Raw genomic sequence first — 13,273 nt, forward strand, 5'->3', positions numbered from 1 at the left:
TTTAATTGTGAATTTGTGAACTATAATGAATTTGTAAGTTAAATAAATAACTCGTTAGGTTCATTTTAGGATAGGAAGGGTGCGTTAACAATATGTCAGAAAAATATAGTTTTCTAAAACCATATACATTTAAGAATGGTGTAACTGTTAAAAATAGAGTCGTAATTCCACCAATGACCGAAGTATCAGCTTTTGAGGATGGATTCATTAGCGATAATGAACTTGCTTACTTCAAATTAAGAACTGGTGGTGTGGGGATGTTTATCTCTCCAGTTGCCAATGTTAACAATGAAGGTAAGGGATTCGAGGGTGAACTTTCAATTGCTGACGACAAGTATTTACCAGGCTTGAAGAAGATGGCAGCAACGATGAAGGAAAATGGTACTAAAGCCATTCTACAAATCTTCTCAGCCGGTCGTATGTCCAACTCGACTGTTTTACGTGGTACACAAACTGTTAGTGCAAGTGCAGTCGCAGCTGAACGTCCAAATGCTGAAACACCACGTGCTTTGACCGAAGCTGAAGTTGATCAAACAATCGTCGACTTTGGTGAAGCAACTCGTCGTGCCATTGAAGCAGGATTTGACGGTGTTGAATTACATGGTGCCAATACTTACTTGTTACAACAATTCTTCTCACCACATTCAAACCGCAGAACAGACAAATGGGGTGGCGATGTTGATGACCGCATGAAATTTGGCCTAGCTGTAATCAAGAGTGTACATGATGCTGTTGAGAAATACGCTGACAAATCATTTATTGTTGGTTATAGAATTTCTCCTGAAGAGATCGAGAATCCTGGTATCAGAATTGCCGATACTTTGAAATTCATTGATGTTTTAGCTGATCAACCAATCGATTACTTACACATTTCAATGGGATATGTTTGGAGAACTTCATTAAATGACAAATCTGATAAGGAACCTCTTATCGAAAAAATCAAGAAACAAGTTAATGGTCGTCTACCATTGATTTCTGTAGGTTCTGTTGAGACTCCTGAAGAGGCCGCTAAAGTTACTGATGATGGTATCGATTTCGTTGCCATTGGACGTGAGTTGCTTCGTGAACCTAACTGGGTCCAAAAGGTTGAAAATGATGATGAGGATAGTATTAGATATACTATTTCGTTATCTGATTTGGATGAGTTGGAGATTACTCCTTCGATGTGGGACTTCTTGATGGTTCGTTTGCAGGCTGCTATGCATGTTTCTAATCAACCTGATTATGATCCCAACTTGTATGTTGATAAGTTAGCTCCACATGAGGGTGCCTAAGCGGTGTGTTCACTGCCGATTCCGAAAGGAAAACGATTTTTCGGGCCGTGACGAGGTGGACATCACTTTGAACTAATTGCAAAAGTCGCAATCATTTCAAAGCTGAGTCTTCCTCTTTGTGTACTTCGTACACAAAGAGGAACTTCACCTCTTGGCCCAAATCGTTTTCCTTTCTACATCTGAACAAAACATTCAACATGTATTTTGTTTTTGGGGACGTTGTTTTGAAATTTGTTAAATATTAAAGATGGTGCAAACACTATACTTGTTTGTACCATCTTTTGTTTACCTTTTTTATTTCACTTTGTTTTTCAGCCAATTTATTATAAGCTTCGCAACTTTGTTCTGTTGTTGCTTATTGGAAATATTGGCTTTATTATCACCTTTTTGTTTGCCATAGCTTCCGAATCCGGCGTGATTTCCGCCTTTTATTTCTTCGAAATCTGTTGTTTTTGGTAAGTGTTTTTTGGAAGTTTTATAATTCTTTTGGTCCAACACTCCGTCTTTTGTTCCAGTGATCGATAGGACTGGGGCTGATGAGTGTCTTAGATTTCCTTTTTTCTCGGGATAACTGGCTAAGAAGAATACTCCTTTTAGATGTTTTGTGTTGTTATGTGCGTATCTGGCTGCCATGGTTCCTCCTAGGGAGTGGCCACCGATTATGTAGTCTTTATTGTTTTGAACCTTTTTGGCTGCGTTGGCGTTTAGTACTGCCATGTCTAGTGGAAATCTTACTATGTATACTGAGTAGCCTGCATGGGCTATTTGTTTTGCCCAGATGCTATAACTTTTTGGTTCCACTAGAGCCCCTGGATAGAATATTATTCTTGGTTTTGTTGGATTCCCTTTAAATTCGGTAGTGCTTCCTATCATTGTGCTGGTTTTTGCAGCATTTATTGCTGACGTTGAAGGTTGATATTCTTTACTTTTTACTATTCCGAATGTTATGCCTATAAGGATGATTACGATCAATATCGAAATTATCCATTTGGTTGTTTTCTTCATATTTTCCTCCATAATCGTTATTAATAGTTTACTACAATTATTTTTGTATAATTATGGACTCGGATACATCAAGGTTTTATGCTTTAAATATAGAAAAGAGGTCGTTTGATGAAACAAATTAAAATGGGTAACTCTAATTGGAAAGCTTCTGCTGTTGCTTTGGGTATCATGCGTATGGAGGCTCTTTCTGTTCCTGATGCCGTTAAAACTATTGAAGCTGCATATGACAGTGGTATCAACTACATAGATTCTGCTGATATTTATGGAATGGGTAATTCTGAAACTGTCTTTGGTAAAGCTCTTAAGGAATCCGGAATTTCACGTGATAAACTATTTATTCAATCCAAAGGTGGAATTGTTTTCGATAAAGAAAGAAGTCACGGTAGTTTTGTTTTTGGAAAGCGATACGATTTCTCGAAAGATCATTTGATAGATGCCGTTGATGGAATCTTGGAAAGAATGCAAGTTGATTATTTGGACTCGTTCTTACTACATCGTCCAGATCCATTGATGGAACCTGAGGAAGTTGCTGCAGCATTTGATGAATTACAAACTGCTGGTAAGGTACGTCACTTTGGTGTTTCAAATTTTAATACTCAACAGTTTATGTTAATGCAAGAAGCAGTTGACCAAAAACTATTGATCAATCAATTACAATTTAGCATTATGCATACAGGCATGGTCGATTCTGGTATTCATGCCAATATGACCGATCCACGTTCAATCGATCATGATGGTGGAATCTTGGAATTCTCAAGAAGAAAGGGAATAACAATCCAAACATGGTCACCATTCCAATACGGGATGTTTGAAGGAACATTTATTGGAAATGATAAATTCCCAGAATTAAATAAGAAGCTGCAAGAATTGGCAGATAAATATAAGGTAAGTAAAAATGCTATAGCAACAGCTTGGATATTAAGACATCCAGCAAAGATGCAAGTTGTCATTGGAACAATGAATTCAGAGCATATTAAAGATAGTGCTGATGGATCAAATGTCGAGTTGACTAAACAAGAGTGGTACGATGTTTACTTTTCTGCCGGAAATGATTTACCATAACATCAAAAAAACGCCTAATCTTAATAGGATTAGACGATTTTTTTTGTTTCAATTATAACTATTTTTAAATTCCATGAATAACGTTTGAATTTATTGTTATAATAATTTTTATGTAAATGACGGGGACATAATGAATAAAATCAAATGGGAAAATAGAATAAAATGATGCTTTTTAGAAACTTCATATTTGAGTATGAGAACGAAAGATTAATGTATGATTCCAAAAATAATTCTTTTTCTTTGTACAAGAAGCCTGAGAAATTGAGTTTAATGGCAGCTTTAGTGATAGTTGTCTGTGGAGCACTTAGCTCATCGCCTCTGTTGTTATCGTCATTTTCTAAGGAAATAGAAAGCGCAAGCACACGAATGGAACCTCTTATTAACAGAGCTGATATAGTAACCAACTTGATTATTGCAGTGGGCATGACAATTATTTCAACTATACTAATGCAATTGTATATGGAGCGGACACTTGAAAGAGCTGGTAAAATACGTGATATTACTGATAAAGCAGAGTTGCATAAAATTTTGGTTGCTATGGAAAAGGAATACGGAATTGATTATGACTTGAAAAAAAATCATAATCCGTTTGTGCACGTTAAAAGGGAAGCATACATCGTTTTTCCTATTGCATACATAGTTTTAATATGGGCGCTTGTACTTTTCTTAAAGTCAGAAGTATTCATTCAAGTTCTAATAATGTTGCCATTTTACTTTATTGTTTGGATTTTGGTTGTCTGGGCTAATATAAATTTACTATACAAAATGAAAGTATTAAAAATTAATGGTATGTATTGAAACACGAAAAAAGTGAGCTTGAAGATAAAACTTCAAACCCACTTTTTTTATTCTTTCTTCAATCCATTTTGTAGTGATTCAATTCCTTCTGACACGATAAAATAAACTAAGACTAATGCTGCGACAGAGTCGACCCACCAGAGGTTGAACAAGGCGGTCAATAATGAACCGATCAAGACGGTCCCAGCCATGTATGCGCAAGTTATATTACACATGCCGTCCTCTACTAAAGCATCTGAGTGCATTGCCTTACCAATATGTCGTTTGCGAACAGCTAAAATTGGCATTAAGACGACGGATGCAATGGCGATGGAAATCCCCGAAACACTAGTATCTGCTGCTGTATGAGCAAATAAGTTAAATAATGATACAAATGTTACGTATATCCCTAATAGTATAAGAATAGTTCCCACAATTAGGGATGATTTTTTTTCGGCATGAATAATTTCCGCAGATGGGGCGCCGTTGGCTTCTTTTCTCAGTCGCCAAATCAAAGTACTTCCAGAGATTATTTCAAGAAAACTGTCTAATCCGAAAGCAATCAGCAATATGGAACCCGCAGCAAGACCAGATGAGAATCCGACCGCAAATTCGAATATCATCCAAGCGAGCGAAAAGTATTCTGTGGTTAATCCTTGTTTAGTTAATTCTGTATTATTCACCATGTTTTTTACCTCGCAATACGTGATCAGCATGCTCAAGTGTCTCGTTGATAACATCAAGAATGTGCGGATCATCTAGCTGATAATAATTTGATTTTCCTTCTCGAGTAGCACTAACAAGTTGGTATTCGCGGAGTAAGGCCAATTGATGGGATACCGCTGACTGCTCCAGGTCGAGCACATTTGTTAATTCACTAACACTCATCTTTTTCTGTTCCAGAAGGTTGAGCATTTGAAATCTGACTGGATTTGATAGCATCTTCATTATTTTTTCGGATTCATCCAATAATTTAGAATCAATCATTTTGAGAGCCATTATATGTTCTGCCTTTCATATGTAATATATTTCATATGAATAATTTAACATATATAAACAATAAAGCAAGTTTAAGTTATCATTAATAAGAGAGGTAATCATATGAAAATATACTTTTCTGGATCTATACGTGGTGGGCGAGAAAACGTTGAGATATATCGGGAACTCATAGAGTATTTAAATCAAAATAATGAAGTTTTAACCAAGCATATTGGGGACAAAGATTTATCAGTTGATGGACAAACAGAATTAAGTGATGCTGAGATTCGTAAAAGAGATATTGATTGGATGAAGGAAGCTGACTTAGTAATTGCTGAAACATCGAATCCAAGTTTGGGAGTAGGTTATGAATTAGCCTATGCAGAAAAAATAAATAAGCCAGTTTTGATTTTACATAATAAGCGAACTAAATTATCGGCGATGATAAATGGTACAGAATATTTTAAAGACATAAATTATTATTCTAGTATCGAAGAAGCACGACATATTTTGGGTGAAAAAGTACAAAATTATTTATAATATTCCTGGAATAAAAACGCATCAAAAAAATATTTAAAAAGTTCAAAGATTGAGAAATCATTCACAAACTTTATTGAAAGGTTATTTTGATTAAATAATATATCATCGTTTTAATGTTTTGCTAATTAAATGTGTGAACAACTAATAATTAGATAGTGGTCACTATAATGCTGATATTACAGCTTATAGCACCACTTTTTTTATTTGATCAATCTGATTATTAGCTGATTAATCAAAATTATTCATAGAAAGCTTTAATCAAAATAAAGATAAGTATCATTTGTTAAATGAATAGAAAAAAATAAAAGTACGTTAGAAAATTCACAAAGATTTTAATTTCTTGTTTCAGATCGAATATTTTGTGGTACGATGAAAGCGGTTACAAATATATCTAAAAATCTTGGAGCGAGGTATTATGCGACGAAAAGCGATTGACGATTTAATGTGTGCAGGCAATGACAAGCCCAAAACGTTAGGATTATTCGATCTAACTATTATGGGTGTCGGAGCTATTATTGGTACAGGGATTCTTGTTTTAACAGGAATCGTTGCAGCCACGGACGCAGGTCCGGGGGTAGTATTTTCATTCTTGATAGCTGCCCTAGCTAGTGCATTGATCGGATTATGTTATTCGGAATTAACGACCACTATCCCAAGTTCAGGTAGTGCTTACGTTTATTCATGGATAACAATGGGTGAACAGATCGCCTTTTTCTCAGGATGGACATTGCTCGGAGTCTATATTACAACGACCGCAACCGTTGCAAATGGATGGACCGGATATGTTGCATCATTTCTAAGAGAAATTGGTATAAATCTACCGCATAGTTTAACGCAGTCTCCATTTACCGGGGGATTAGTCAATTTACCAGCTGTTTTGATTGTATTATTAATAACGTTATTACTAACAAGAGGAATGAGTGAAAGTAAAGTTGTTAATAATGTGCTCGTTTTGGTAAAAATTGGAATCATTATCTTATTTGTAATCGTTGGGGCATTTAGTGTTAAATCCTCAAATTGGAAACCATTTTTACCATACGGAGTAAAAGGGATCTTCACAGGAGCTTCTACAGTATTCTTCTCCTTCTTAGGATTTGATGCTTTAGCAACTTCTGCCGAGGATTGCAAACACGTCCAAAAGAATTTACCGATCGCTATCATAGCTTCTCTAACGATATCCACAGTGCTTTACATTATTGTTAGTTTAGTCATGACAGGGGACGTCCAATACAATCTCCTCAATGTTCCCGAAGCAATGTCATTCGTATTGATCACCATCAAACATCCTATAGTAGCGCAAATTGTGTCTGCTGGTGCAATACTTGGTATATTGGCAGTTATTTTAGCATTTATCTATGCATCATCTAACATTGCCATGTCAATGAGTCGTGGTGGATTCTTACCACCAATCTTTAGCAAACTGAATTCCAAAACCCAAACACCTAACAGGTCATTATGGTTGATCGGAATTACCACAGCAGTTTGTGCAGGGTTCCTGGACATTAAGAATCTAGCAACTTTTGCTAATGTTGGATCATTATGTATTTTCTTTATAATATCGTTAGCGGTATTACTTTTAAGAAAACAACACCCAGAGCTGAAACGTTCATTTAAAGTTCCTTTCGGTGTAGTTATTCCGATTTTATCAGCACTAGTTTGTTTACTTCTGTTGTTTAACTTGCCAGCTTCAGCTTGGATCAAGTACATCGGTTGGTTGGCAATCGGATTAGTATTATATTTTGCTTATTCAAAATCACATGTAATTTATTAATTTTTTGCACTAATAAGTGAAAATTATCACAAATTAGGAAAAACAACGTTATTTTACATTTTGGAATGATTCCAATATGAAAATTATACATTATGATATGTAATTTAAATTAGGGAACATATGATCAAAAATTGTGGAATAACATAAAATTAAAAATTGCTCGGATTCAAAATTTTGAAAATAGTAAAAGCTAATCTGAATAATAATTTTAGTCTTAGTCAAAAATAAGAAAATTAAGTTCTTAAAAAGATTTACATTTAAGTGACAATTCAAAATATTTTATATTAATTCGCATTAAATGATAAAGTTCATTATTTTTAATTTTTTCATTAACATAGTGATATTCAGAAAAATAATTTCGATATTTAATTACCGAAACCGCTTGCAAGAAGCGCATTATTACGTTATATTTCAAGTGAAGGGTAAAGTGAAAAAATGAACAAAGAGGTTCTGAAGAATGGCTAATTTTCATATATTAACGAATAATCCAATGGTTGAGAAAAAGTATCCAGAAATAACAGAATTTGATAAGAACTTAACTGTTGCGACTGTGTTTTCAAATGCAAGAGATTCCATTCATCTCGGAGCTAATTTGATAAATCACCCGTTGGCAGGAAGTATTAAACCAAATCAAAGTCCTTATAAGAGCTTGGTTTTGAGTAATCGTAAAGGAAGCCTTGATATGTTTTCACTGAAGTTGATCGAGGGTTCCACACAAGTTCTTAAAAAGTTCCCACCAAGAGCTCGTCCGTACAATGAAAGTACCCTAGAGGATTTTCAAGTAATTGATTTGGATCTACTAGATTCTGCCATGGACAGTTTGCCCGATGAATATCACGAATAGACTTGTTAGATAGTTAGATATTTTGTGTATTGGAGGAAAAGTTTTATGTCTGAGTTATATGATCTTTTAATTATCGGTGCTGGGCCTGGAGGATTAGCAGCAGGTATTTACGGAAGTCGTTCGAAATTGAAGACAGCAGTATTGGACAAGAATGCTGAACCAGGTGGTCAAGCAGCAACGACAGACGAAATGGAAAACTATCCCGGTTTCTATGATGGAACTACTGGTCCTGGAATCATGAAGAAGTTTGCAGACCATGCTAAATCATTTGGAACAGAGTTTTTCAAAGGCACAGTTGATGAAGTAGATTTTACAGGACCAATCAAGAAGGTCCATACACAACAAGGCGATTCATATGAGTCAAAAGTGGTTATTCTATCTCCAGGAGCTACACCAAGCAAGATCAACGTTAAAGGTGAAGAAGAGTTGCGTGGTAAAGGTGTAAGTTATTGTGCAACTTGTGACGCGGATTTCTTCGTTGATTTGGACGTTTGTGTTGTTGGTAATGGTGATGCAGCTATTGAAGAAGCAATGTATCTTACAAAATTTGCTGCAACAGTAACTGTAATTGTTATCCATGAAGAAGGAAATCTAGATTGCAACAAGGCTAGTGCTGAAAAGGCAATGAAGAATCCTAAACTCAAATGGGTTTGGAATTCAACGATTGAAGAAATTGCTGGTGACGGTCTAGTTGATAAAGTTGTTCTCAAGAATATTAATACTGGTGAATTATCAGATTATGCAACAAATGGTGTATTTATCTTTATCGGTACTGATCCTCATACAGATTTCCTTAAAGGCAAAGTTGAATTAGATGAAAAAGGATACATGGTCACTAATCAAATGATGGAGACAAATGTTCCTGGTGTATACGGCGTTGGTGATGCAAGGGAAACATATCTACGTCAAGTTGTTACAGCAGCTGCTGATGGAGCTGTTGCCTCATCTGCCGCAGAAAAATATCTATTGGAGCTTGAGACCCTTCAAAATGATGTCCTCGATGTAAGTAATGAAAAACCAGTTATTCTAGCATTCTGGGCACCACAAGTATCAGAGAGTATTGATCCAATTGCCATCGTAGATGGTGTTGTTGAAGAAAAGAACGATACAGTTGGACTAGTAAAACTTGATACATATAGAGCCAAAAAGACAGCTACACAATACAATGTTACTGAAATTCCAACAATCGTATTGTTCAAGAATGGTAAAGATGTTGCTCGAATTGAAGGAGCAAATAATATTACCAGTGAAGCAGTAGAGAATTTATTGAAAGATTCAGTTAAAGCCTAACCGTGTCGGCTTTGGCGATAAAAAATTTAGAGTAATCTAGATTTTTTATCTTTGAAATTTAGTTAGGGATTATTAGGGATTAAATTTCAAAGATAAGAAATAGGAAGGGAGGCGAAAATTATGATGGAGCATTTAACAAAAGAAAACCTAGAATCAACAATTGCAGACTCTAAGGGATTGATTATGATCGATTTCTTCAGCCCTAAATGTGTACCATGTATGGCATTAATGCCAGATGTTGAAAAATTGGCAGACGAAAAATCTGACGACGCAACATTCTATGCATTCGACACAACAGGCAACATGAGAACAGCAATGAAACAAAAGGTTATGGGAATTCCTGCATACTTGTTCTACAAAGATGGTGAGAAGGTTGCTACTCTCGACAAGGAAATCTTGGAGGACAAAGGAATGGCTGCTGTAACTGAAAAACTTGATGAATTAACAGTTCACTAAGCAGTTTCTGTACCGAATTTTTGTGAGAAATGGAGGGATATTATGCGATTAGAAGTTGGCAATATCCTTATTAACGATATTGCTTTCGGTGACAAGACCGAAGTTAAAGATGGCACATTGATCGTTAACAAAGATGAGTTGATCGAAACTGCTATTGGTGGAGACGAAAGAATCAAATCTCTAGATGCTTACTTAGCAAAACCTGGAGACAAGACTCGTATCATTCCTGTTAAAGATGTTATTGAGCCACGTGTCAAAGTCGAAGGTGAAGGGGATCTATTCCCAGGAATCATCGGCGGAGTTGACCAAGTTGGTTCAGGTGTCACAAATGTACTAAAAGGTGCTGCCGTAGTTACAACTGGTAAGATTGTTGGATTCCAAGAAGGTATTATTGACATGAGTGGTGAAGGTGCAAAATACACACCATTCTCAAAGACAAATAATATTGTTTTGAAATTGGAACCACTTGACAATGTTAAACAACATGAACACGAAGAAGTTCTTCGTTTAGCTGGTTTTAGAGCTGCTAAGTACCTTGGTGAAGCAGGAAGAGATATCAAACCTGATGAAACAAAGGTTTATGAAACAAAACCATTACTTCAACAAGTTGAACAATATCCTGATCTACCAAAAGTAGTTTATGTATATGCATTACAAACACAAGGATTGATGCACAATACATTCTATTACGGAGCAGATGCAAAGAAGATCGTTCCTACATTCATGTATCCAACAGAAGTATTTGATGGGGCTATTACAAGTGGTAACTGTGTTTCAGCTTGTGATAAGAACCCATCGATCGTGCATTTAAACAGTCCTATTATTGAGGATTTGTACAGTAAACATGGTAAAGATATTAACTTTATCGGATGTGTCATTACCAATGAGAACGTAACATTACAAGATAAGAAACGTTCATCAAGTATGACCGCTAAACTAGTTGAAATGCTTGGCGCTGACGCCGCAGTAATCTCAGAAGAAGGATTTGGTAACCCTGATGCCGACTTGGTTATGAACTGTAATAACCTTGAAGGTAAAGGTATCAAGACAGTTCTTGTAACTGATGAGTATGCTGGACAAGATGGTGCCAGTCAATCATTAGCTGATTCAACACCTAAAGGTGATGCTGTTGTTACAGCCGGAAATGCCAACCAAGTTATTGACCTTCCAGTTATGGACACAGTTATTGGGCATCCAGAAGTTGCCAACATTATTGCTGGTGCTTGGGATGGAAGTTTGCATGAAGATGGAAGCATCGAAGCAGAACTTCAAGTAATCACTGGTTCAACAAATGAAACTGGTTACTTCAACCTATCAGCTAAAACAGTTTAGAAATCGAAGTTAGTAAACATAATTTAATAAAATTGAAGGAGAGAGCATTATGGGCATTCTTGAAAACAAAAAGATCGCCATTTTAGGCGACCGTGATGGAATTCCTGGTATGGCTATCGAGGCTTGTGTAAAATCAGCGGGCGCAGAAGTTGTATTTTCAACAACTGAATGCTTCGTTTGAACGAGCGCGGGAGCTATGGACCTGGAAAATCAGCAAAGAATTAAAGATCTTACAGACAAATACGGAAAAGACGACCTATTAGTAGTATTAGGTGGTGGAGAAGCAGAAGCTTGTGGTTTAGCTGCCGAAACCGTATCAACTGGTGATCCAACATTTGCTGGTCCATTAGCAGGAGTCCAGTTAGGACTCAAAGCGTATCACATGTTTGAACTAAAGGATGAAGTAGATCCTGCAGTATATGAAGAACAAATATCAATGATGGAAATGGTCTTGGATAAAGACGCTATCATCAAAGAAGTACAAGAATATCGTGGATAAAATATCACTACTTCCCAAACCTTTTAAGAAGGAGGAAAAAATATGACCAAGAAAAGAATTGTGCATTACATAAACCAATTCTTTGCCGGGATCGGTGGTGAAGAGAAGGCGGAAGTAAAGCCTGAAAAAAGAGACGGTGTTGTTGGACCTGGTATGGCTTTCAAAGGTCAACTTGCTGATGTAGCGGATATCGTTGGTACAGTCATCTGTGGGGATAGCTACTTTAACGAAAATGAAGCAGAAGCATCAGAAACCGTTCTTGAAATGATTAAGAGTTACGATCCAGATTTAGTAATCGTAGGACCAAGTTTTAATGCTGGTCGTTACGGTGTTGCGGCTGGTGCAGTAGCCAAACTGGTTGATCAAAATTTACATATTCCAGTTGTTGGTGGTATGTACCCAGAAAATCCTGGATTTGAACTTTACAGAAAATTCGGTTACTTCGTAGAAGTTGGTAACAGTGCTGCTACGATGAGACATGCCATTCCAGATATGACAGCAGTTGTAAAACAAGTGCTTGATGGAAAGACAGAAATCACAGGCTATATGCCAAAAGGTCTCCGAGTTAATGTATTCAGGCAAGAACGTGGATCTAAACGTGCTATTGAAATGCTAGTTAATAAAATTCAAGGCAAGGAATTCACAACTGAATATCCAATGCCTACCTTCGACCGTGTTGATCCAGCTCCAGCCGTAAAAGATATTACAAAGGCAAGAATAGCTTTGGTATCTTCTGGTGGTCCGGTACCGAAAGGAAATCCAGATCATATTGAATCATCAAGTGCTTCTAAATATGGTAAATACAGTTTGGAAAACATTGATGACTTTACACCAGAAAACGGTGAAACAGCTCACGGTGGTTACGACCCAGTCTACGCAAATGAAGACTTGGATCGTGTTCTACCGGTCGACGTGATTAAAGAAATGCTTGCTAACGGAGAAATCGGATCATTACATCCATATTGGTACGCTACCGTTGGTAATGGTACATCTGTAGCCAATGCAAAGAAATTTGGTACAGAAATTGCAGCACAATTAAAAGAAGACGGCGTAGATGCTGTTATTCTTACATCCACTTGAGGAACTTGTACTCGTTGCGGTGCAACGATGGTTAAAGCAATTGAAGCCACTGGACTACCTATTGTCCATATGTGTACAATTGTTCCTATTTCTAAGACTGTTGGAGCTAACAGAATTGTTCCTACAGTTGCAATCCCTTATCCACTTGGAAATCCAGAATTGGATCCTAAGGAAGAAAAAGAATTGCGTAGAAAACTAGTGAGAAAAGCTCTTAAAGCACTTGAAACACCTGTTACTGAACAAACAGTATTTGACTAGTAGGGAGCTCGAGAGTTTCAACTAGGAGCCGAAAACTATTTTCGACTCCTATTTTTTTAGAAATTTTATGAAATTTTGTTCCAAATAATTATTTTGGGGGTGCAAAG

At 36.5% G+C, this 13,273-nt stretch carries 14 protein-coding genes; 11 read left to right on the forward strand and 3 right to left on the reverse strand.

Annotation, left to right across the window (positions count from 1 at the left end):
- The first annotated feature begins 92 nt into the window (after positions 1–92).
- Positions 93–1,274 (forward strand): NADH-dependent flavin oxidoreductase, encoded by a 1,182-nt coding sequence (locus tag EKM63_RS08945; protein ID WP_125705840.1) that lies wholly within the window; start codon positions 93–95, stop codon positions 1,272–1,274.
- A 294-nt stretch (positions 1,275–1,568) separates the two neighbouring features.
- On the opposite strand, the gene EKM63_RS08950 is transcribed toward EKM63_RS08945, so the two are convergent.
- Positions 1,569–2,279, reverse strand: a complete 711-nt coding sequence (locus EKM63_RS08950; RefSeq protein ID WP_125705842.1) for an alpha/beta family hydrolase — start codon at positions 2,277–2,279, stop codon at positions 1,569–1,571.
- A 108-nt stretch (positions 2,280–2,387) separates the two neighbouring features.
- Between EKM63_RS08950 and EKM63_RS08955 the strand changes: the two genes are divergently transcribed.
- Positions 2,388–3,341, forward strand: coding sequence for an aldo/keto reductase (locus EKM63_RS08955; protein ID WP_125705844.1), 954 nt, complete (start codon positions 2,388–2,390; stop codon positions 3,339–3,341).
- A gap of 162 nt (positions 3,342–3,503) precedes the next feature.
- The gene (locus EKM63_RS08960; protein WP_125705846.1) at positions 3,504–4,139 is read left to right on the forward strand and encodes a hypothetical protein; all 636 of its coding nucleotides are present in this window, start codon (positions 3,504–3,506) and stop codon (positions 4,137–4,139) included.
- A gap of 47 nt (positions 4,140–4,186) precedes the next feature.
- On the opposite strand, the gene EKM63_RS08965 is transcribed toward EKM63_RS08960, so the two are convergent.
- Positions 4,187–4,804 carry a cation transporter gene (locus EKM63_RS08965; RefSeq protein ID WP_125705848.1) on the reverse strand — a complete coding sequence of 206 codons (618 nt, stop codon included), beginning with the start codon at positions 4,802–4,804 and terminating at the stop codon, positions 4,187–4,189.
- Positions 4,794–5,117: an ArsR/SmtB family transcription factor gene (locus EKM63_RS08970; protein WP_125705850.1), complete on the reverse strand. Its 324-nt coding sequence runs from the start codon at positions 5,115–5,117 to the stop codon at positions 4,794–4,796. The genes EKM63_RS08965 and EKM63_RS08970 overlap by 11 nt, the downstream gene beginning before the upstream one ends.
- Positions 5,118–5,219: 102 nt before the next feature.
- Here EKM63_RS08970 and EKM63_RS08975 point away from each other — a divergent pair, with 102 nt between their 5' ends.
- The 8 genes from EKM63_RS08975 to grdB all read left to right on the forward strand — a co-directional run bounded on the left by EKM63_RS08975 (position 5,220) and on the right by grdB (position 13,166).
- Positions 5,220–5,636, forward strand: coding sequence for a nucleoside 2-deoxyribosyltransferase (locus tag EKM63_RS08975; RefSeq protein ID WP_125705852.1), 417 nt, complete (start codon positions 5,220–5,222; stop codon positions 5,634–5,636).
- Positions 5,637–6,051: 415 nt separating this feature from the next.
- Positions 6,052–7,407: an APC family permease gene (locus tag EKM63_RS08980; protein WP_125705854.1), complete on the forward strand. Its 1,356-nt coding sequence runs from the start codon at positions 6,052–6,054 to the stop codon at positions 7,405–7,407.
- A gap of 457 nt (positions 7,408–7,864) precedes the next feature.
- Positions 7,865–8,251 carry a GrdX family protein gene (locus EKM63_RS08985; protein WP_125705856.1) on the forward strand — a complete coding sequence of 129 codons (387 nt, stop codon included), beginning with the start codon at positions 7,865–7,867 and terminating at the stop codon, positions 8,249–8,251.
- A 45-nt stretch (positions 8,252–8,296) separates the two neighbouring features.
- Positions 8,297–9,541 carry an FAD-dependent oxidoreductase gene (locus EKM63_RS08990; protein WP_125705859.1) on the forward strand — a complete coding sequence of 415 codons (1,245 nt, stop codon included), beginning with the start codon at positions 8,297–8,299 and terminating at the stop codon, positions 9,539–9,541.
- Between the two features lie 120 nt (positions 9,542–9,661).
- On the forward strand, positions 9,662–9,997 hold the full coding sequence (locus tag EKM63_RS08995) for a thioredoxin family protein (protein WP_125705860.1): 336 nt from the start codon (positions 9,662–9,664) through the stop codon (positions 9,995–9,997).
- A gap of 42 nt (positions 9,998–10,039) precedes the next feature.
- Positions 10,040–11,329 carry a glycine/sarcosine/betaine reductase component B subunit gene (locus tag EKM63_RS09000; protein ID WP_125705862.1) on the forward strand — a complete coding sequence of 430 codons (1,290 nt, stop codon included), beginning with the start codon at positions 10,040–10,042 and terminating at the stop codon, positions 11,327–11,329.
- A 49-nt stretch (positions 11,330–11,378) separates the two neighbouring features.
- The gene (gene grdA, locus EKM63_RS09005; RefSeq protein ID WP_125705864.1) at positions 11,379–11,828 is read left to right on the forward strand and encodes a glycine/sarcosine/betaine reductase complex selenoprotein A; all 450 of its coding nucleotides are present in this window, start codon (positions 11,379–11,381) and stop codon (positions 11,826–11,828) included.
- A 42-nt stretch (positions 11,829–11,870) separates the two neighbouring features.
- Positions 11,871–13,166, forward strand: coding sequence for a glycine reductase complex selenoprotein B (gene grdB, locus EKM63_RS09010; protein ID WP_125705866.1), 1,296 nt, complete (start codon positions 11,871–11,873; stop codon positions 13,164–13,166).
- Positions 13,167–13,273 lie beyond the last annotated feature (107 nt).

It is taken from the genome of Companilactobacillus mishanensis (assembly GCF_003946505.1).
Taxonomy (GTDB): Bacteria; Bacillota; Bacilli; order Lactobacillales; family Lactobacillaceae; genus Companilactobacillus; species Companilactobacillus mishanensis.